This window comes from Prodigiosinella aquatilis, assembly GCA_030388725.1.
Taxonomy (GTDB): Bacteria; Pseudomonadota; Gammaproteobacteria; order Enterobacterales; family Enterobacteriaceae; genus Prodigiosinella; species Prodigiosinella aquatilis.
Map to the genome: position 1 here is coordinate 4,666,295 of CP128857.1, position 21,983 is coordinate 4,688,277.

A 21,983-nucleotide genomic window follows, 5' to 3' on the forward strand; every position below is an offset into this window, starting at 1 on the left:
AACTCCACCGGACGCAGCACATTGCAACAGCAATCATCACCCTTTCAGAAAAAAGCGGAATGCCGGATTCTGCGTCTCATCATGACATTCGTAGCCCAGTGCCTGTAGATGTTGCTCAAACTCCGGGTCACGTTCCGTCAGCTCAAAGGCAGCAAGTACGCGGCCAAAGTCCATACCGTGACTGCGATAATGGAACAACGAAATATTCCAGTACGTTCCCAGCGTATTGAGGAATTTCAGCAAGGCTCCGGGCGATTCCGGAAACTCAAAACTGTACAATCTTTCCCGCAACGGCTTGGAAGGCCGACCACCGACCATATAACGCACATGCAACTTAGCCATTTCATCATCGGAAAGATCCACTACCTGGTAGCCATCTGCTGACAGCTCAGCGATGATTTCCTGACGCTCAACATTACCGTGGGTCAGACGTACACCCACAAAAATGCAGGCGTTATCCGCATCCGCATAGCGATAATTAAACTCGGTGACAGAACGGCCTCCCAGCAGTTGGCAGAATTTGAGGAAACTGCCTTTCTGCTCGGGAATGGTGACCGCCATCAATGCTTCACGCTGCTCACCCAGTTCACAGCGTTCGGAAACATAACGCAGGCCATGAAAATTCACATTGGCGCCGGAAAGGACATGCGCCAGCCGTTCGCCCTGAATATGGTGTTGTTGGATATATTTTTTCATGCCCGCTAGCGCCAGTGCCCCGGAAGGCTCAGCTACCGCGCGAACATCCTCGAACAAGTCCTTAACCGCAGCACAGATCGCATCACTGTCAACAGTGATGACATCATCCAGGTACTCACGGCACAACCGGAACGATTCATCGCCGACACGTTTTACCGCCACACCTTCGGCAAATAACCCGACACGCGGCAAATCCACCGGTCGGCCGGCATCTAGCGCCGCACGCAGGCAGGCGGAATCTTCCGCCTCGACGCCAATAACCTTGATCTGCGGCATCAACTGTTTGATCAATACAGCGACCCCAGCCGCCAGACCACCACCACCAACCGGAACAAATACCCGATCGAGATGCGCGTCCTGTTGCAGCAGTTCCATCGCCAGCGTGCCCTGACCGGCAATTACTGCCGGATGATCAAATGGCGGCACAAACGTCATTTTCTGCTGCTGTGACAACTCAATGGCCCTGGCTTTCGCCTCATCAAAGTTATCACCGTGCAGTAACACTTCCCCACCGAAACCGCGCACGGCATCCACTTTGATATCCGCCGTAGCAACCGGCATCACAATCAGCGCTTTGATACCCAGACGATTGGCGGAAAGCGCCACGCCCTGAGCATGATTACCTGCCGATGCGGTGATCACACCATGGGATTTCTGTTCATCACTCAGTCCAGCCATCATCGCGTAGGCGCCACGCAGCTTAAAGCTGTGTACAGCCTGACGATCTTCTCGTTTCACCAGAATGATATTTCCCAGCCGGGCAGAGAGTTTGTCCATTTTCTCCAGCGGCGTAACCTGTGCGACCTCATATACCGGAGCGCGCAAGATCGCCCGCAAATATTCAGCGCCACAGGGCTCGGCAGGAAGCGGTTGTGAGACAGCCATGAGTTAACCTCCCAGCTTACTTTTATCGCGGACAGCACCTTTATCGGCGCTAGTCGCCAGGCTGGCGTATGCACGCAGTGCGAAAGATACCTGACGGTCACGGTTTTTCGGTGTCCAGGCGGCATCACCACGGGCCAGTTCGGCCTCACGGCGTGTTGCCAACTCACTGTCAGATACTTGCAGCACAATACTGCGGTTCGGAATATCAATGGCAATCATGTCACCCTCTTGCACCAGCGCAATGATGCCGCCACTCGCGGCCTCCGGCGAGGCATGACCGATGGACAAGCCAGACGTACCGCCAGAAAAACGGCCATCGGTGATCAGTGCGCAGGCCTTTCCCAATCCCATAGATTTCAGGAAGCTGGTGGGGTATAGCATTTCCTGCATACCCGGCCCACCTTTCGGCCCTTCATAACGAATAACCACCACATCACCGGCAACCACTTTATTGCCCAGAATCGCTTCTACCGCATCATCCTGGCTTTCATACACTTTGGCCGGACCGTGGAACACCAGATTACTTTTATCAACACCGGCAGTTTTCACAATACAACCATCTTTAGCGATGTTGCCGTACAGTATCGCCAGACCGCCATCCTGACTGTAGGCGAATTCACGTGAACGGATACATCCTTCTTGACGGTCGGTATCCAGTGAATCCCAGCGACAATCCTGCGAAAACGCCTTGGTGGTACGAATACCCGCCGGACCGGCAGTAAACATTTTCTTCACCTCGGCATCCTGGGTCAGCATAACGTCATATTTCGCCAGCGTTTCCGGCAGTGTCAGACCCAGTACATTTTTCACGCCACGGTTGAGCAAACCTGCACGATCCAACTCGCCCAAAATACCGATCACGCCACCCGCGCGATGGACGTCTTCCATATGATATTTCTGGATGCTGGGAGCCACTTTACACAAGTGCGGCACCTGACGAGACAGGCGGTCGATATCCGACATGCTGAAATCCACCTCGCCTTCCTGTGCGGCAGCCAGCAGATGCAGGACGGTATTGGTAGAGCCCCCCATGGCGATATCCAGCGTCATGGCGTTTTCAAAGGCGGCTTTATTAGCGATATTGCGCGGCAATACGCTGTCGTCATCCTGCTCATAATAGCGTTTGGCCAGGCCAACAATACGTGAGCCCGCATTGATAAACAGCTGCTTACGATCCGCATGCGTTGCCAGTAGTGAACCATTGCCTGGCAGTGACAAGCCCAGCGCTTCCGTCAGACAGTTCATGGAATTGGCGGTAAACATACCGGAGCAGGAGCCGCAAGTCGGACAGGCCGAACGTTCAATCTGCGCACTGTCTTCATCACTGACTTTCGGATTGGCCCCCTGAATCATGGCGTCAATCAGGTCGAGCTTGATGATCTGATCTGAGAGTTTGGTTTTCCCGGCCTCCATTGGGCCGCCGGAAACAAAAATGACCGGAATATTGAGGCGCAGTGCTGCCATCAACATTCCCGGCGTGATTTTGTCACAGTTAGAGATACAGACCATAGCGTCAGCGCAGTGGGCGTTCACCATATATTCCACGGAATCGGCGATCAGCTCGCGAGAAGGCAGAGAATAGAGCATGCCACCATGCCCCATGGCGATACCGTCATCCACCGCAATGGTGTTGAACTCTTTGGCGACACCGCCTGCTGCGTCTATCTGCTCAGCGACCAACTTTCCCAGATCACGTAAATGTACGTGCCCGGGAACAAATTGAGTGAACGAGTTCACAACCGCAATAATGGGCTTGTCAAAATCAGCGTCGGTCATCCCTGTAGCGCGCCACAGGGCTCGCGCTCCAGCCATATTGCGACCATGCGTAGTAGTGGCTGAACGGTACTTAGGCATACTCTTGTTACTCCAGTTTAAACAGATAACCGGTGACGGAACGCATCACCGGAGAAAAATAATAAGTTGATTAATTAACGATTTACCGGATCAAGCCAGCCCCATTTATCTTCGGTTTCGCCGGTAAACAGGCCAAAGAATGCCTGCTGCAGTTTCTTGGTCACCGGACCGCATTTGCCGATACCAACCTGAATGCCATCCACGCTACGTACCGGGGTAATTTCCGCCGCCGTACCGGACATGAACACTTCATCCGCCAGATACAACGATTCACGAGACAATACCTGTTCGCGGATTTCAAAACCCAGACCTTTCGCCAGTTTGATAATCGCATCGCGGGTAATCCCCGGTAGCGCCGAAGAGGTAAATGGTGGTGTGAAAAGGACATTATCTTTCACTTCAAACAGGTTTTCACCAGCACCTTCAGACACATAGCCATGAACATCCAGCGCAATCCCTTCCTGATAGCCATGACGACGGGCTTCACTCCCCACTAGCAACGAGGACAAATAGTTGCCTCCAGCTTTAGCGGCCGTCGGAATGGTATTGGCAGCAGCGCGATTCCAGGAGGACACCATCGCGTCAATCCCTTGATCAAGCGCTTCTTCACCCAGATAAGCGCCCCACGGAAATGCGGCAATAATCACATCTGTCTTATAGCCTTCCGGCGGATTCACGCCCATCCCCACATCACCGACAAACACCAGCGGACGGATATAAGCACTGGACAGATTATTCCTGCGCAACGTTTCGCGACAGGCTTCCATCAATTCATCCACACTTTGCGTCAACGGCATGCGGTAAATTTTGGCCGAATCATGCAGACGTTGCATATGCTCACGGTGACGGAACACCACCGGGCCGCGATGAGAATCGTAGCAGCGGACACCTTCAAATACCGACGTACCGTAATGCAGCGCATGAGACATCACATGAACCTTGGCCTCAGCCCAGGGAACCATTTCACCGTTAAACCAGATATAGTCAGCTTTTTTAGTCATTCTTGTTTTCCTTCTTGATGCCCCTCAGGCACGAATTTGTTGTGATGAAATCGGCTGAATATCGACACAGGCAATATCCAGCAGTTTACTTAATTGTGTTGACAATAAATCTACTGATCTCTGACTGGCAACGGTCAGTTCAATATTAATGTGATCGCAACTGTTAGCCTGCGTCATATTCATGGCGTAAACCTGAAAGCCGCGATGACGAGCAATCCGCAGTACACGCTCCAGAATTTCGGGGCGAAAGCGGGCCTGAATTGAAAGCTGATGGTGTGTCATTGGTTTTTCTCCAGACATTATTTTGTTTTATCCAACATCGTTTCATTACCGGCACCAGGCGGTACCAGAGGCCAGACGTTCTCATACTCATCAATGGAAACATGCAACAAGTATGGTCCATCACTGTTCAACAAGGCGTCAAGCGCGGCATCAATCTGGTCTTTACGGGTGATACGCTGGCCTGGGATATCAAAGGCACTTGCCAGCGTCAGGAAATCAGGATTATCGGAGAGGTTGGTTTCACTATAGCGTTCATCAAAAAACAGTTGCTGCCACTGTCGAACCATCCCTAAACGCTGGTTATCCAGCAAGACGATTTTCAGTGGTAATCGTTTTCGCTTGATGGTACCCAGCTCCTGCACATTCATCATGAACGAACCATCACCGGAAATGCAGATTACCATATCATCCGGGCGCGCCACCTGAGCGCCCACCGCAGCAGGAACACCAAATCCCATCGTGCCCAGCCCGCTGGAAGTAATGAAATTTTCAGGACGAGTAAATTGCATATGCTGAGCCGACCACATCTGATGCTGCCCGACATCTGTCGTGATCACCGTTTCCGGTGCCATACGTTCAGACAAGGTTTTCAGCAGTGCTGGAGCGTAGATGGCCTGGCCCGGATGATCATAACGCCACGGATATTCCGTTTTCATCATCATGGCCTGCTGTCGCCACTCATCAATCTGCAACGGCTGCTGCAAGGCTGGCAACAAACAGTTCAGGTCCCCCTGCAACGCAACATGCGCCTGACGCAACTTATTCAGCTCTGCCGGGTCGATATCCATATGAATCACTTTGGCATGCGGCGCGAAGGCACTCAATTTGCCAGTCACACGGTCATCAAAACGCACACCTATCGCTACCAGCAGATCGCACTGTTGCACCATCAGGTTGGCCGCTTTGGTACCGTGCATACCAATCATACCCAGATAGTAAGGGTGTGAATGATCTACCGCACCCAGTCCCTTCAGCGTGACCACGGATGGCATCTGGGTCGTGGCAATAAAGTCACGTAACGCGGGTACGGCCCTGGCCATGCCCACACCGCCGCCCACATACAGCACCGGTTTTTTCGCCTGGGTCAGCATGTCAAACGCTTGGGAAACCGCCTGTGCAGGGAAAGATGGCGGCTCGTCAACCGATGTGAAATACGGGCTGAATTCACCGTCCGCCAATTGAATGTCTTTCGGGATATCAATCAATACCGGGCCGGGACGACCACTGTTGGCTACCGCAAAAGCCTCTGCCATAACTTCCGGTAAAGACTCTACCGAGTCCACCAGAAAACTGTGCTTGGTACAGGCCAGCGACAACCCTAAAACATCGATTTCCTGAAAAGCATCAGTGCCTATCAATGCCGAACCAACCTGACCAGTGATGGCCACGATAGGAATAGAATCCAGCAGGGCATCAGCCAGGCCTGTAATCAGATTAGTCGCCCCCGGCCCGGATGTGGCAATACAAACGCCAACTTTCCCAGTGGATCTGGCATAACCAATCGCAGCCATGGCAGAACCCTGTTCATGACGGCATAGCACATGTTCTACGCCGCCATCATACAGTGCATCGTAAACTGGCATAATCGCGCCACCAGGATAACCGAAGACCGTATCCACTCCTTGTGCCCGCAACGCTTGCACCACCCACTGAGCCCCATTCATAGTTATTTCCCCGACGCCTTTTGGGAATAACAGGACTTTATTCTGCTGAACATAGCTGCTCCCTTGTTTAGGTTTCTGACCGCATAAAAAAACCCCCGACCTTTCGGTGCGGGGGTTTTCTTGAATTCGGCCTTGATTTTTAAGCCATTCTTCGTCCAAGTGCAGCCCCGCACGGTGGGATAATAATCACCACCACACTAATCACGAGTAGGCTAATCACCAGGGAGAACGCTTTCATTTCAGGTTGTTCATTGATCTATTGTCGAACGAATACCTACAGAGTTACCACAGTAAGCCATAATATGACAACCATTTTTTTTCGTAGGTATTCTGTCCGTTTTGCATAATTAGACATAAAATCTATTACTATTCATACACTAACATTCATTGAACCGGTCTTTCTTTTTTCCTGCCGTGACCCACTCCCGGCAAATGCCGTTAGCACAGCTATCAAGATAGCCACCACCCCGGCAATAGCCGCCATAGCCAGCGCATAATTATGGTTATGCGTTTCAGCGATCATTGCCTGCAGCGTAGCATTAACGGAAGCAATCAAATTTCCCAACTGATACACAAAACCGGGCAATACCGCACGGGTATTGCTCGGTACCAGCTCATTGAGGAAAGTAGGAATAACCCCCCAGGCTCCCTGAACCATAAACTGCATCAGGAAAGCGCCCAATCCCAACATCCAGGCTCCCTGAGAAAATGCCCAGAGAGGAATAATCGGTAATGCCAGCAGGGACGCAGTTATAATGGCTTTTTTACGACCGATACGCTCCGATAGCGTACCGAAAAAGACGCCCCCCATGATCGAAGCAATATTGTAGCTAATAGCGATAATACTGACGGTTTTAGCATCAAAACCATGCTGAATTTTCAAAAATGCCGGATAAAGATCCTGTGTGCCGTGACTGAAAAAATTAAATGCCGCCATCAGCAGTACCAGGTAGAAACAGAGTTTCCAGTGAGATTTCAATACTGGCAGTAAGGCGGTACTCTCCTTACGCGCTCTGGCCGCCAGCCAGACCGGGGACTCTTCCACGCAGAAGTAAATGAAGGGCAATAACAAGATAGGTACCGCACCAATTACGAACATACCACGCCAGCCAACCACATCGAACATCGTCCCATAGACGACAGCCGCCAACAAATAACCAAATGGGTATCCCGCCTGAAAAATACCGGACATTAATCCCCGAGATTTATCAGGAATCGTCTCCATTGTCAGTGAGGAAGCCACACCCCAGATCCCGCCCATCGCCACGCCATAAAGAACTCGTAACAGCAGGAATATCATCAGTGAAGGAGCAACGGCAGACAACAGCTCAAATACAGAAAACAGCACAATGTTAAGCATCAGAATCGGCTTACGACCAAATTTCTCCGCCAGACGTCCAATAATCAACGCCCCCAATGGCCTGACAGCCAATGTCAACAATATAGCCAGCGTCACCTGTTCCATACCAACCTGATAGGCGTGAGCAATATCGCTAAGCAAGAAAACCAGAATAAAAAAATCGAACGCGTCCAATGACCAGCTCAGAAAACTGGCAATCGCGGTATTGCGTTGCGGGGGAGTCCAACCAAACATAGATATTTCCCTATCGTATCGTAGAGTACGAAGTTGGCAGAAAACAGGCTGTACGGCAGGAGGATGCCGCAGTCGATGAGGTGATGTTTTAAAATTGCAGACATTATTTTAAATAATTGTTAAATACACCTTCAGTTTTAATATCGCAACTGATATCCCCCATCGAATGTGTTGCAAATTAATTGCAGTTGTTAATCAGTATTAACAACGCTGCGATGAAGTACGCAATTCTTTGAATCTCCGCTGAGAAAGGGAATTATTCCATTGAAGGGTTTCGCATATCTGCAAACCTCTCCGTGCCGAGGATGGGCCGAACAGGCATGATCATATCTGTCAAAGGAAGGAGTAGAACATGACGCTGGCAGTGACATATACACGGGCAACACTAGGGATGCAGGCACCCGAGGTTTCTATCGAAGTACACATCAGCAATGGTTTACCAGCCCTGACATTGGTGGGGCTGCCTGAAACCACCGTAAAAGAGGCTAGGGATCGGGTCCGCAGCGCACTGCTCAATTGTGGTTTCACCTTTCCGGCAAAACGTATCACCGTCAATCTTGCACCCGCTGACCTGCCGAAAGAAGGAGGCCGCTACGATCTGCCTATCGCATTGGCTATTCTGGCAGCCTCTGAACAAATCCCGGGAGAACAATTGGCTAAATATGAATTTCTGGGTGAATTGGGATTGTCGGGTACCTTGCGCGGCGTCAATGGCGCAATTCCCGCCGCACTGGAAGCACAAAAAGCAGGTCGATGTTTGATGCTCCCAGAAGATAACAAACTGGAAATGGCGCTGATCCCGCAAGGAGAGACGTTACTGGCTAATCACTTGCTACAGGTTTGTGCCTTTCTACACGGTGAAGATGTATTATCCCCCGGTGGTAATATTCCACCTGAAGAACACACTGAAACACACGCCGCCGATTTAAAAGACATTATTGGGCAGGAACAAGCCAAACGAGCGCTGGAAATTGCCGCCGCTGGGGGGCATAACCTGTTGCTGCTGGGCCCACCTGGTACCGGAAAGACTATGCTCGCCAGTCGTCTGCCTGGGCTTATGCCACCATTATCCGATGACGAAGCTTTGGAAAGCGCTGCAATTAACAGTTTACTCAATATCAATGCCACATTGTCTCAGTGGCGCGCCAGACCGTTTCGAGCGCCTCATCATACCGCTTCCATAACAGCGTTGGTCGGTGGGGGAGCACTCCCTAAACCGGGAGAAATATCACTGGCACACAATGGTGTACTGTTTCTGGATGAATTACCGGAATTTGAACGCCGTGTGCTGGATTCACTACGTGAACCGCTGGAATCAGGAGAAATTATCATCTCCCGCACCCGAGCCAAAGTTTGCTATCCGGCACGGTTCCAATTGATCGCCGCCATGAATCCCAGCCCCTCAGGGCATTATCAAGGCATTCATAACCGCATGCCAGCCCAGCAGATTTTACGCTATCTAAACCGGCTCTCCGGTCCGTTTCTGGATCGTTTTGATCTTTCAATTGAAGTGCCGTTATTACCACCGGGCGTTTTACGCCAGCAAACCAATAACGGAGAAAGCAGCGCGACGGTCAAGGAGCGGGTACTGTCGGCACAACAACGTCAATTGAAGCGTACCGGCAAGATCAATGCGTTGCTAAAACCAGTTGACATCGAAAAGCACTGTCGCTTAACAGATGTTGACGCCGCTTATCTGGAAGAAGTAATGAGTAAACTTGGACTTTCAGTCCGCGCCTGGCACCGAATACTGAAAGTAGCCCGTACCATTGCCGATCTCAGTGATACGGAAAAAATAGAGCGTAGACACCTTGCTGAAGCACTCAGCTATCGGTGTATGGACAGGTTACTAATTCAGCTACATAAAAGCCTGGCATAACAAATGTCACCCTGGGTCTTATTATGAGGGAAGAAAATGGAAATGGGGCTTACGCCCCACGGTCATCAATCATCGCTTTCAGTATATTCTTCAACTGCATCCATCTGTGGCTTGCCACCAGACAGCGTATGGAACCGTTTTGGACGACGAATACGATTCGTATATTTCATCCAGATTTTTTCCATTTCAGTTTCAGGTTGACGTTCATCACGGCAAACCGCAACAAATTTCACCTCATCTTCCGTCGCTGGCTGACGTTTACCCAGATCAAGCTCGTTAAGAGCGTGACCATACCTCTCCAGCAGTTGCGCTTCCTTTATCGTAAAGTCGCCATGCCGGGAAAAACCTCGAGGATAAAACTTGTTATCAAAAAAACGACTGGTTGTTGAGAAGCTTTCTGCCATCTTACACGCTCCTAATTCTCATATGGTCATGCCGTTTATGGCGCGGAGTATTAGATAGGCTTGACTTTCTGTAAAACAAAACATTTAAATCATCACGACAAATTTTTTTTGGAGAAAGGCATGGACACCGAATTACTAAAAACCTTCCTGGAAGTTAGCCGGACAAGACATTTTGGTCGAGCGGCAGAATCACTCTATCTGACGCAGTCTGCAATCAGTTTTCGTATCCGCCAACTTGAAACCCAACTTGGTGCTAATTTGTTCACTCGCCATCGCAATAATATACGACTCACGCCAGCAGGAGAGAGGTTGCTGCCCTATGCCGAAAGCCTGATTGGTACCTGGCAACTGGCGAAGAAAGAAGTGGCCCGTTCACAGCAGCATAGTCAGTTATCAATCGGCGCGACTGCCTCATTATGGGAAGCCTATCTAACACCATGGTTAGTAGCACTCTATCAACAACGCCCACTATTGCAGTTGGAAGCGCGTATAGCGCTTCGCCACTCATTAGTTAAACAATTGCATGAACGTCAACTGGACCTGCTTATCACCACCGAACCGCCCAAAATGGAGGAATTGGCCAGCCAGATATTGGGCAATTTTTCGCTCTCGTTGTTTACTGTCAAAGGGAATGAAACCAAAGAAGAGTTGCCTTACATCAAGCTGGAATGGGGAGCTGATTTTCACCAACAGGAAAGCCGGCTTTTACTCAGCGACCAGATCCCCACCCTCACAACCACATCAGCACATCTTACCCGTCAGTTACTATCCACTATCGGGGGGTGTTCATTTCTACCCAGTCACTGGTCACAGGAATATCCAGAGTTACATACAGTGGGTGATACGTCGGCCATCACTCGCCCTTTTTATGCTGTATGGCTACAGAACAGCGATCAACAGGCGTTAATACGCCAGCTCTTAAAAACCCCCATTGATATCACTACCTAGCGCTAACGGGTGGTTCTGATTAAGCACGCCTGACTTGCCAAAACGTGCTTAACACTTTTTGCAAACCAATAAATGCAAACAGCAGAATGCCAATGACTATCTTGGTCCACCATGAGCTCAGCATACCGTCGAAGGTAATATAGGACTGAATCAAGCCTTGAATCAGAACACCAAACAGCGTGCCCAATACCGTCCCCACACCGCCAGTCAACAAGGTTCCGCCGATGACGACAGCGGCAATCGCATCCAGTTCAACACCACTGGCAGCCAAGGCATAGCCGGCAGAGGTATAAAGCGAAAAAATGATACCGGAAAGCACTGCCAGCGTGCTGGACAACATATAAATCTGAATAGTGGTATGACGGACCGGAACCCCCATCAATTCGGCAGAATAACTATTGCCACCAATAGCATAGACCCGGTTACCAAATCGAGTGCGGTGTGCCAATATCATGCCCAATACTACAGTTATCAACATAATCAAGGCCAAAAAAGTAAACCGACCGCCACCAGGGACACGCCAGGCAAGGCTAGCCAGATAAGCGTAGATAGGATGATTAATGGGTAACGATTCTTCCGACACAATAAAGCTCATGCCACGGACAAAGAACATGCCAGCCAATGTGATGATAAATGCTGGCAGTTTTAACGTATCAATAATCCAGCCCATGAAAGCCCCAAACAGCGCCCCCATCACTAACACAATGGCAATAGCAAACAGAGGATCAAAACCATAACTGCCAATCAGTTTTGCCAGTAATACACCCGTAAAGGCAATCACCGAGCCCACCGAAAGATCTATGCCGCCAGACAGGATGACAAACGTCATTCCCACCGCCACAATGCCAAGAAAGGCATTATCAGTGAGCAGATCGCAGAATACCCTGGTTGATGCAAATCCCGGGAACTGACTCAGGCAAAACAGGTAACCAAGGATAAAAACCACAATCGTTATCAACAAAGGAAGATTTCGTTTCAACATTATCCTTGCCTCCTCAACAGACGGCGAAATGAGAAACGGGGCGACTGCATTACCAATACTGCCAACACTACCAACGCTTTTAATACCAGATTGAATTCTGGTTGATAGCCAGACAGCAGGATGCCTGTATTCATACTCTGAATAATCAACGCGCCTACCACTGACAGCAGCAAATTAAAACGACCACCCAGCAACGAGCCTCCGCCGATAACTACTGCCAGAATGGCATCCAGCTCCAGCCACAGCCCCGCATTATTGGCATCCGCACCACGAATATCGGCAGTAACAATAATGCCGGCTGCCGCAGCACAGACACCACAAATCGTATACACTACGATCAGTATCAGACCAGTATTTACCCCAGAATTACGGGCAGAACGCAGATTGATACCAGCCGCTTCAATGAATAACCCCAGTGCTGTTTTTCGCGCCAGTAACCACATCACCAGTAACATCAGGGCAGTGATAATCACCGGCATCGGCAGATAGAACAGTGCACCGCTGCCAAGCCAGGCAAAAGCCGGGTTGTCAAAAGTGATGATTTGCCCCTTAGTGATTAACTGGGCAATACCTCGTCCGGCCACCATAAGCATCAGCGTCGCGACAATGGGCTGAATCTGTAACACAGCGACTAAAAACCCGTTCCACAGACCACATAATGCCCCAACCATCAACGTCGTCATCAATACAACAGATAGAGGTTGACCGGCATCCGTTAGTGTGGCGGCCGTAGCCCCGGCTATCGCCATTACAGCACCAACAGACAAGTCAATTCCCCCGGTAGCGATAACCAGTGCCATACCAAGCGCCAGAAGCGCGACAGGTGCACCGCGGTTCAGAATGTCAATCAGACTGCCAAACAGACGTCCGTCCTGAACGTGCAGTGAAAAGAAATTAGGTGCAACCAGGCTATCAATCAGCAAAATTGCTACTAATGCCATCAGTTGCGGCACACCTTTAGAAAAGGTCAACCTACGTTTTTGGGCAGGGATAATTTTATTATCAGCCATCAGCAACTCCTGCTTGTGCCGCTATCGCCTGCATGATGGCGGCAACAGAAACATCTTCATGCTCAAGATGTGCCACATGTTGGCGATCCCGCAGCACCACAATGCGATCAGCATAACCCGTCAGTTCTTCCAACTCTGAAGAAATCACCAGCAGAGCCATCCCCTGTTCACATAATTTTTCTATCAAACGGATAATTTCAGCATGAGCCCCTACATCAATCCCACGAGTAGGTTCATCAAGGATAAGAAAACGAGGTTCTGTCGCTAGCCAGCGAGACAACAACACCTTTTGCTGATTACCACCAGAAAGGTATTGAATTTCCTGCTCCGTTCCTGGAGTACGAATGCCCAACAGCTCAATGAATTTTTCCGCAATCCGGGTCTGTTCACGTAATGATATGGGTTTTAACCAACCACGCTGAGCCTGCAGCGCCAGAATGATATTTTCCCGTACCGTAGCAGCACCGATGATGCCATCGGTCTTTCGATCCTCCGGACAATAACCTAATCCTAACTGACCAGCTTTACGGGGAGTCGTAATACGAACAGGTTGTCCATTAATTTTCGCCTGACCGCTATCTGGTGTAATAATGCCAAAAATAAGCTGTGCAGTTTCTGTCCGTCCAGAACCGAGCAATCCGGCTAATCCAACAATTTCACCTGGGCATATCGCCAAATCGAAATTATTAATAACACCATGGCGACCATAATTATTAAATTCCGCCACTGGCTCGCCCGTCACTAAATTATGCTCTCCACGCTTAAGCGCAGACTCATCAAAAGTATGTCCCAACATCATCTGGACTAACTCAATACGAGGCAATTCATCAGTCAGACGAGTTCCCACCAATTTACCGTTACGCAATACAGTAATACGGTCGCTGATGCGATAAACCTGATCCAGAAAGTGGGTGACAAAAATCATTCCAACACCTTGACTACGAAGTTTACGCAATATTTCCAGCAGCATATCAACTTCTTTTGCATCCAAACTTGCTGTCGGTTCATCAAGAATTAATACTTTTGCGGAAAGATCGATAGCTCGAGCAATTGAAACGATTTGCTGAATGGCAATAGAATATTTTCCCAGCGGCTGGCTGACATCAATGTCTAAACCATAAATACTTAGTAAATTTTCAGCGAGGTGAATAACCTGTTTTTGATCAACAATGCCATATTTGGTTGGCTCTCTACCGATAAACAAATTCGCAGCCACCGACATATTGGGAAGTAAATTAACTTCCTGATAGACGGTACCAATACCCATAGATTGAGCATGTGCAGTATTTACCGGATCAATAGCGACACCTTCCAGTAAAACCTCACCTGTCGAACGATGATAAACACCTGTCAACGCCTTGATCAGCGTCGATTTCCCAGCACCATTTTCTCCCAGTAGAGCGACGATCTCGCCTCTGTCCAGTGTAAAATCGACATTTTCCAATGCTTTCACACCAGGAAACTCAACACTGATACCACGAACATCTAATAATCGAGCCGTTTCCATTGCCTCACCTATTTCGCTGCGTCATAAGGTAAGAAAGTGATGGATAATAATAACAATGGTGGGCTACCCCACCATTGATGATAATTAATATCCCAGGTTCTTTTTAGATTCGTATTCCTGTTTTGCTGTATCAGGTAATAAGAGACGTGATTCCGTCTGAATAAACTTCTTGGGTTGTTTACCTTCCTTCTTCAAAGCCAAAAATGCATCAAAAGCTGGCCCTGCCATATTAGGCGTTAATTCTACTGTCGCATTCGCATCACCATTCATCATGGCTTTGAAAATATCAGGAACACCATCAATAGAAACAACCTTAATTTGCGAACCTGGCTTCAAACCCGCCTCTTTAATAGCTTGAATTGCACCGATAGCCATATCGTCGTTATGTGCATATACCGCACAAATATTTTTACCGTTCTGTTCTGCTTTAATAAAACTTTCCATGACTTCTTTACCTTTACTACGGGTAAAATCGCCAGACTGAGAGCGGATAATTTTTACTTGTGGAGCCGCAGCGATAGCTTCTGCAAATCCTTTCTTGCGGTTTATTGCAACACTTGACCCAACAGTTCCCTGTAACTCAACAACGTTACAAGGTTTGCCAGCCATTGTTTTTACTAACCAGTCACCTGCCACTTTCCCCTCATAAACACTATCAGAGGCAATAGCTGCTGTATAAAGTGATGGATCACTCACGTCTATCGTTCTATCCAACAAAAATACAGGGATCTTGGCTTCTTTAGCCTCTTGTAATACAGGTGCCCAGCCTGTTGCTACTACAGGTGCAATAAAAATGGCATCAACTCCCTGAGCAATGAAGGAGCGGACCGCTTTAATCTGATTTTCCTGTTTTTGTTGAGCATCAGCAATTTTTAAGGTGATATTCCGTTTTTCTGCTTCCTGTTTAGAGACTTTCGTTTCCGCTGAACGCCACCCTGACTCCGAGCCGATTTGAGAGAAACCTACCGTTAAAGATTGCGCCTGTGCCACACCACATAACACGGTACTCACAGTCATTGCTACCAATAAACGCCTGAACATATTTCACTCCTTCTGTGTAGTCTTACAGCTACTTAAGATCGCAGGTACAGCGTAGAACCATAGCGTAATTGCCACAGCGCTACTGATATCAACAATATTTCGAGTAAGCAAACACAGCCCTTGTGACGATCATAACGATCGTTACCAGTTCCGAGCATAAAATAGTTGTAGTCGAATTATTAAGAAGTATGGATGAGCAAGCTCACAACCTGGCATTATGATGATTTTGTGCATAATTACAGCTAAAAAGGTCTGTAGATAGAAACATCATCAGAAGCAGTTGGTTATAACAATATTCAGTTATAAGGGATAATTAGAGGAGCAACAATTATGGCGTTGATATCATATTCGATTCAATGCAAGCTGAGACATAAAATTCTAAACGAAAAAAACCCTTCACAATAATGTGAAGGGTTATTTCTTGGCAGGGGCGGAGAGACTCGAACTCCCAACACCCGGTTTTGGAGACCGGTGCTCTACCAATTGAACTACGCCCCTAAATAGGGTGGCGGAACGGACGGGACTCGAACCCGCGACCCCCTGCGTGACAGGCAGGTATTCTAACCAACTGAACTACCGCTCCACCGATTCTGCTACGTTGTATCATCCTGATACTTAACCCCTCATCAGGGCTCACTTTCCGTGCTCAGAACTACTTTCGTAATTCTGTTGGCTATCAGATGTCTCTGTTAGCACGTGTTTGATGCCTGGCAGTTCCCTACTCTCACATGGGGAGACCCCACACTACCATCGGCGCTACGGCGTTTCACTGCTGAGTTCGGCATGGGGTCAGGTGGGACCACCGCGCTATCGCCGCCAGGCAAATTCTGTTTCGTTCCAACCGTCACACTTCCGCGTCACCATCAGAACCAATACCGGAACATCACTGAAAATAGCTCGTCTCTCATTCCAAAACACCTTGGGTGTTGTAAGGTTAAGCCTCTCGGGTCATTAGTACTGGTCAGCTCAACGCATCACTGCGCTTACACACCCAGCCTATCAACGTCTTCGTCTTAAACGTCCCTTCAGGGGCCTTGAAGGCCCAGGGAAGACTCATCTCGGGGCAAGTTTCCCGCTTAGATGCTTTCAGCGGTTATCTCTTCCGCACGTAGCTACCGGGCAATGCAATTGGCATCACAACCCGTACACCAGTGGTGCGTTCACTCCGGTCCTCTCGTACTAGGAGCAACCCCCCTCAATCTTCCAACGCCCACGGCAGATAGGGACCGAACTGTCTCACGACGTTCTAAACCCAGCTCGCGTACCACTTTAAATGGCGAACAGCCATACCCTTGGGACCTACTTCAGCCCCAGGATGTGATGAGCCGACATCGAGGTGCCAAACACCGCCGTCGATATGAACTCTTGGGCGGTATCAGCCTGTTATCCCCGGAGTACCTTTTATCCGTTGAGCGATGGCCCTTCCATTCAGAACCACCGGATCACTAAGACCTGCTTTCGCACCTGCTCGAGCCGTCACTCTCGCAGTCAAGCTAGCTTATGCCTTTGCACTAACCTCCTGATGTCCGACCAGGATTAGCTAACCTTCGTACTCCTCCGTTACTCTTTGGGAGGAGACCGCCCCAGTCAAACTACCCACCAGACACTGTCCGCAACCCGGTTCACGGGCCCACGTTAGAACATCAAACATCAAAGGGTGGTATTTCAAGGTTGGCTCCACGCAGACTGGCGTCCACGCTTCGAAGCCTCCCACCTATCCTACACATCAAGGCTCAAGGTTCAGTGTCAAGCTATAGTAAAGGTTCACGGGGTCTTTCCGTCTTGCCGCGGGTACACTGCATCTTCACAGCGAGTTCAATTTCACTGAGTCTCGGGTGGAGACAGCCTGGCCATCATTACGCCATTCGTGCAGGTCGGAACTTACCCGACAAGGAATTTCGCTACCTTAGGACCGTTATAGTTACGGCCGCCGTTTACCGGGGCTTCGATCAAGAGCTTCGCCTTGCGGCTTACCCCATCAATTAACCTTCCGGCACCGGGCAGGCGTCACACCGTATACGTCCACTTTCGTGTTTGCACAGTGCTGTGTTTTTAGTAAACAGTTGCAGCCAGCTGGTATCTGCGACTGCGCAATGCTCCATCCGCAGGGGACTTCACCTCGCACAGCGTGCCTTCTCCCGAAGTTACGGCACCATTTTGCCTAGTTCCTTCACCCGAGTTCTCTCAAGCGCCTGAGTATTCTCTACCTGACCACCTGTGTCGGTTTGGGGTACGATTCGATGTTACCTGATGCTTAGGGGCTTTTCCTGGAAGCGTGGCATTTGTCACTTCGACACCGTAGTGCCTCGTCATCACGCCTCGGTGTTGACAGCGCTCCGGATTTGCCTGGAGCACCCACCTACACGCTTAAACCGGGACAACCGTCGCCCGGCCAACATAGCCTTCTCCGTCCCCCCTTCGCAGTAACACCCAGTACAGGAATATTAACCTGTTTCCCATCGACTACGCCTTTCGGCCTCGCCTTAGGGGTCGACTCACCCTGCCCCGATTAACGTTGGACAGGAACCCTTGGTCTTCCGGCGTGCGGGTTTTTCACCCGCATTATCGTTACTTATGTCAGCATTCGCACTTCTGATACCTCCAGCAATCCTCACAGACCACCTTCAACGGCTTACAGAACGCTCCCCTACCCAACAACGCCTAAGCGTCGCTGCCGCAGCTTCGGTGCATGGTTTAGCCCCGTTACATCTTCCGCGCAGGCCGACTCGACCAGTGAGCTATTACGCTTTCTTTAAATGATGGCTGCTTCTAAGCCAACATCCTGGCTGTCTGGGCCTTCCCACATCGTTTCCCACTTAACCATGACTTTGGGACCTTAGCTGGCGGTCTGGGTTGTTTCCCTCTTCACGACGGACGTTAGCACCCGCCGTGTGTCTCCCGTGATAACATTCTTCGGTATTCGCAGTTTGCATCGAGTTGGTAAGCCGGGATGGCCCCCTAGTCGAAACAGTGCTCTACCCCCGAAGATGACCTCACGAGGCGCTACCTAAATAGCTTTCGGGGAGAACCAGCTATCTCCCGGTTTGATTGGCCTTTCACCCCCAGCCACAGGTCATCCGCTAATTTTTCAACATTAGTCGGTTCGGTCCTCCAGTTAGTGTTACCCAACCTTCAACCTGCCCATGGCTAGATCACCGGGTTACGGGTCTATACCTTGCAACTTGACGCCCAGTTAAGACTCGGTTTCCCTGCGGCTCCCCTATTCGGTTAACCTTGCTACAAAATATAAGTCGCTGACCCATTATACAAAAGGTACGCAGTCACCCCACCCCAAAGCACTCACCGCTTGTTTTGTGTGTTGGGCGTCGCAAAAGACGCGCCGCCACCGCGATGCTGCTGTTGCGGTGCCTTCATCACCAGAGAATGCTTTGGTGGTGGGGCTCCCACTGCTTGTACGTACACGGTTTCAGGTTCTGTTTCACTCCCCTCGCCGGGGTTCTTTTCGCCTTTCCCTCACGGTACTGGTTCACTATCGGTCAGTCAGGAGTATTTAGCCTTGGAGGATGGTCCCCCCATCTTCAGACAGGATATCTCGTGTCCCGCCCTACTCGTCGAACTCACAGCACGTGCATTTTCGTGTACGGGACTGTCACCCTGTACCGTGCGACTTTCCAGACGCTTCCACTGATGCACAAACTGATTCAGGTTCTGGGCTCTTCCCCGTTCGCTCGCCGCTACTGGGGGAATCTCGGTTGATTTCTTTTCCTCGGGGTACTGAGATGTTTCAGTTCCCCCGGTTCGCCTCATGCCACTATGTATTCATGACATGATAGTGTGTCGAAACACACTGGGTTTCCCCATTCGGGTATCGTCGGCTATAACGGTTCATATCACCTTGCCGACGCTTTTCGCAGATTAGCACGCCCTTCATCGCCTCTGACTGCCTAGGCATCCACCGTGTACGCTTAGTCGCTTAACCTCACAACCCGAAGGTGTCTTTTTCATGAAGAGCAAGACCACCTCGCGCTGCAATTATTTGAGAGACTCTGATACAGCAACATCCTCGCCATCAAGGCCAGGTTTCGCTGTATCGTTTCAATTTTCAGCTTGTTCCAGATTGTTAAAGAGCAAAATACTTCACAGCATACTGCTGCCAATATACTCTGAAGTCTTTTTTTGTATGGTGGAGCTATGCGGGATCGAACCGCAGACCTCCTGCGTGCAAAGCAGGCGCTCTCCCAGCTGAGCTATAGCCCCATCGCATGAAAACCTTTACACAAATTTCTGTCAGGCAAGGCGCAATTCTCGACACAGACTCTCGTCCGTGACAGGAAACACAACACAGCATGGAAAGAAATTGGTAGGCCTGAGTGGACTTGAACCACCGACCTCACCCTTATCAGGGGTGCGCTCTAACCACCTGAGCTACAAGCCTATAAAGGTATTTCTGCTCGTACTTCATCAGACAATCTGTGTGAGCACTTCACACAACGGCTATCTTTGGTAAGGAGGTGATCCAACCGCAGGTTCCCCTACGGTTACCTTGTTACGACTTCACCCCAGTCATGAATCACAAAGTGGTAAGCGCCCTCCCGAAGGTTAAGCTACCTACTTCTTTTGCAACCCACTCCCATGGTGTGACGGGCGGTGTGTACAAGGCCCGGGAACGTATTCACCGTAGCATTCTGATCTACGATTACTAGCGATTCCGACTTCATGGAGTCGAGTTGCAGACTCCAATCCGGACTACGACGCACTTTATGAGGTCCGCTTGCCCTCGCGAGTTCGCTTCTCTTTGTATGCGCCATTGTAGCACGTGTGTAGCCCTACTCGTAAGGGCCATGATGACTTGACGTCATCCCCACCTTCCTCCGGTTTATCACCGGCAGTCTCCCTTGAGTTCCCGCCATTACGCGCTGGCAACAAAGGATAAGGGTTGCGCTCGTTGCGGGACTTAACCCAACATTTCACAACACGAGCTGACGACAGCCATGCAGCACCTGTCTCTCAGTTCCCGAAGGCACAAGTCTGTCTCCAGTCTCTTCTGAGGATGTCAAGAGTAGGTAAGGTTCTTCGCGTTGCATCGAATTAAACCACATGCTCCACCGCTTGTGCGGGCCCCCGTCAATTCATTTGAGTTTTAACCTTGCGGCCGTACTCCCCAGGCGGTCGACTTAACGCGTTAGCTCCGAAAGCCACGGCTCAAGGCCACAACCTTCAAGTCGACATCGTTTACAGCGTGGACTACCAGGGTATCTAATCCTGTTTGCTCCCCACGCTTTCGCACCTGAGCGTCAGTCTTCGTCCAGGGGGCCGCCTTCGCCACCGGTATTCCTCCAGATCTCTACGCATTTCACCGCTACACCTGGAATTCTACCCCCCCTCTACGAGACTCTAGTCTGTCAGTTTTGAATGCAGTTCCCAGGTTAAGCCCGGGGATTTCACATCCAACTTAACAGACCGCCTGCGTGCGCTTTACGCCCAGTCATTCCGATTAACGCTTGCACCCTCCGTATTACCGCGGCTGCTGGCACGGAGTTAGCCGGTGCTTCTTCTGCGGGTAACGTCAATGAAACACTCTATTAAAGTGCTCCCCTTCCTCCCCGCTGAAAGTACTTTACAACCCGAAGGCCTTCTTCATACACGCGGCATGGCTGCATCAGGGTTTCCCCCATTGTGCAATATTCCCCACTGCTGCCTCCCGTAGGAGTCTGGACCGTGTCTCAGTTCCAGTGTGGCTGGTCATCCTCTCAGACCAGCTAGAGATCGTCGCCTAGGTGAGCCATTACCTCACCTACCAGCTAATCCCATCTGGGTTCATCCAATGGCGTGAGGCCCGAAGGTCCCCCACTTTGGTCTTGCGACGTTATGCGGTATTAGCTACCGTTTCCAGTAGTTATCCCCCTCCATCAGGCAGATCCCCAGACATTACTCACCCGTCCGCCGCTCGCCGGCGGGGAAGCAAGCTTCCCCCCCGCTGCCGCTCGACTTGCATGTGTTAGGCCTGCCGCCAGCGTTCAATCTGAGCCATGATCAAACTCTTCAATTTAAGATTTGTTTGATGTGCTTCCGAAGAAGCGATGCTCAAAGAATTTATAACTGTTTATTCGTAATGAATTTACTGTCAGTCACTCTTCAAGTCTTTTCGTATTGATTACGATAGGGTCCTGTGAGTGCCCACACAGATTGTCTGATTATATTGTTAAAGAGCAGGACCACCTTTTCGTGGTCGCGGGCCGTATATACTATGCGTTTCCGCTAGAAAGTCAAGTAAT

The 21,983-nt window shown here is 50.0% G+C and carries 14 protein-coding genes, 4 tRNA genes and 3 rRNA genes; 2 read left to right on the plus strand and 19 right to left on the minus strand.

What is annotated here, in order from left to right; translation table 11 throughout:
• Positions 1 to 36: 36 nt before the first annotated feature.
• The 7 genes from ilvA to PCO85_21750 form a co-directional block, all read right to left on the minus strand.
• Positions 37 to 1,581 carry a threonine ammonia-lyase, biosynthetic gene (gene ilvA / locus PCO85_21720; protein ID WJV53719.1) on the minus strand — a complete coding sequence of 515 codons (1,545 nt, stop codon included), beginning with the start codon at positions 1,579 to 1,581 and terminating at the stop codon, positions 37 to 39.
• Positions 1,582 to 1,584: 3 nt separating this feature from the next.
• Entirely contained in the window at positions 1,585 to 3,435 is a 1,851-nt protein-coding gene (gene ilvD, locus PCO85_21725; GenBank protein ID WJV53720.1) for a dihydroxy-acid dehydratase, read from the minus strand.
• A 74-nt stretch (positions 3,436 to 3,509) separates the two neighbouring features.
• Entirely contained in the window at positions 3,510 to 4,436 is a 927-nt protein-coding gene (locus PCO85_21730; GenBank protein WJV53721.1) for a branched-chain amino acid transaminase, read from the minus strand.
• A 24-nt stretch (positions 4,437 to 4,460) separates the two neighbouring features.
• The gene (ilvM, locus tag PCO85_21735) at positions 4,461 to 4,718 is read right to left on the minus strand and encodes an acetolactate synthase 2 small subunit (protein WJV53722.1); all 258 of its coding nucleotides are present in this window, start codon (positions 4,716 to 4,718) and stop codon (positions 4,461 to 4,463) included.
• 17 nt (positions 4,719 to 4,735) lie between these two features.
• Complete coding sequence (gene ilvG / locus PCO85_21740) at positions 4,736 to 6,382, minus strand: acetolactate synthase 2 catalytic subunit (protein ID WJV53723.1); 1,647 nt, start codon at positions 6,380 to 6,382, stop codon at positions 4,736 to 4,738.
• A 139-nt stretch (positions 6,383 to 6,521) separates the two neighbouring features.
• The gene (gene ilvL / locus PCO85_21745) at positions 6,522 to 6,620 is read right to left on the minus strand and encodes an ilv operon leader peptide (protein ID WJV53724.1); all 99 of its coding nucleotides are present in this window, start codon (positions 6,618 to 6,620) and stop codon (positions 6,522 to 6,524) included.
• Between the two features lie 132 nt (positions 6,621 to 6,752).
• Entirely contained in the window at positions 6,753 to 7,976 is a 1,224-nt protein-coding gene (locus PCO85_21750) for an MFS transporter (protein WJV53725.1), read from the minus strand.
• A 352-nt stretch (positions 7,977 to 8,328) separates the two neighbouring features.
• Between PCO85_21750 and PCO85_21755 the strand changes: the two genes are divergently transcribed.
• On the plus strand, positions 8,329 to 9,855 hold the full coding sequence (locus PCO85_21755) for a YifB family Mg chelatase-like AAA ATPase (protein ID WJV53726.1): 1,527 nt from the start codon (positions 8,329 to 8,331) through the stop codon (positions 9,853 to 9,855).
• Between the two features lie 65 nt (positions 9,856 to 9,920).
• On the opposite strand, the gene PCO85_21760 is transcribed toward PCO85_21755, so the two are convergent.
• The gene (locus PCO85_21760; GenBank protein WJV53727.1) at positions 9,921 to 10,259 is read right to left on the minus strand and encodes a DUF413 domain-containing protein; all 339 of its coding nucleotides are present in this window, start codon (positions 10,257 to 10,259) and stop codon (positions 9,921 to 9,923) included.
• A gap of 120 nt (positions 10,260 to 10,379) precedes the next feature.
• Here PCO85_21760 and hdfR point away from each other — a divergent pair, with 120 nt between their 5' ends.
• Complete coding sequence (gene hdfR / locus PCO85_21765) at positions 10,380 to 11,207, plus strand: HTH-type transcriptional regulator HdfR (protein WJV53728.1); 828 nt, start codon at positions 10,380 to 10,382, stop codon at positions 11,205 to 11,207.
• Between the two features lie 19 nt (positions 11,208 to 11,226).
• Here the strand turns inward: hdfR and yjfF are convergent, their stop codons facing one another.
• The 11 genes from yjfF to PCO85_21820 form a co-directional block, all read right to left on the minus strand.
• Positions 11,227 to 12,189, minus strand: coding sequence for a sugar ABC transporter permease YjfF (gene yjfF, locus PCO85_21770; protein ID WJV53729.1), 963 nt, complete (start codon positions 12,187 to 12,189; stop codon positions 11,227 to 11,229).
• On the minus strand, positions 12,189 to 13,199 hold the full coding sequence (locus tag PCO85_21775; GenBank protein ID WJV53730.1) for an ABC transporter permease: 1,011 nt from the start codon (positions 13,197 to 13,199) through the stop codon (positions 12,189 to 12,191). Before PCO85_21775 ends, yjfF begins: the two co-directional genes overlap by 1 nt.
• The gene (locus PCO85_21780; protein WJV53731.1) at positions 13,192 to 14,706 is read right to left on the minus strand and encodes a sugar ABC transporter ATP-binding protein; all 1,515 of its coding nucleotides are present in this window, start codon (positions 14,704 to 14,706) and stop codon (positions 13,192 to 13,194) included. Before PCO85_21780 ends, PCO85_21775 begins: the two co-directional genes overlap by 8 nt.
• Before the next feature lie 84 nt (positions 14,707 to 14,790).
• Positions 14,791 to 15,747 carry an ABC transporter substrate-binding protein gene (locus tag PCO85_21785; GenBank protein WJV53732.1) on the minus strand — a complete coding sequence of 319 codons (957 nt, stop codon included), beginning with the start codon at positions 15,745 to 15,747 and terminating at the stop codon, positions 14,791 to 14,793.
• A gap of 422 nt (positions 15,748 to 16,169) precedes the next feature.
• Positions 16,170 to 16,245 (minus strand) — tRNA-Trp (locus PCO85_21790).
• Positions 16,246 to 16,253: 8 nt separating this feature from the next.
• Positions 16,254 to 16,330: transfer RNA gene (locus tag PCO85_21795), tRNA-Asp, on the minus strand.
• Between the two features lie 122 nt (positions 16,331 to 16,452).
• Positions 16,453 to 16,568, minus strand: a 5S ribosomal RNA gene (gene rrf / locus PCO85_21800).
• A gap of 109 nt (positions 16,569 to 16,677) precedes the next feature.
• Positions 16,678 to 19,687: ribosomal RNA gene (locus tag PCO85_21805) — 23S ribosomal RNA — on the minus strand.
• Between the two features lie 202 nt (positions 19,688 to 19,889).
• Positions 19,890 to 19,965, minus strand: a tRNA-Ala gene (locus PCO85_21810).
• Between the two features lie 101 nt (positions 19,966 to 20,066).
• Positions 20,067 to 20,143, minus strand: a tRNA-Ile gene (locus PCO85_21815).
• A gap of 69 nt (positions 20,144 to 20,212) precedes the next feature.
• Positions 20,213 to 21,757 (minus strand): 16S ribosomal RNA (locus PCO85_21820).
• Together the 16S, 23S and 5S rRNA genes with 4 tRNA genes alongside form the textbook arrangement of a ribosomal RNA operon.
• Between the last annotated feature and the right edge of the window lie 226 nt (positions 21,758 to 21,983).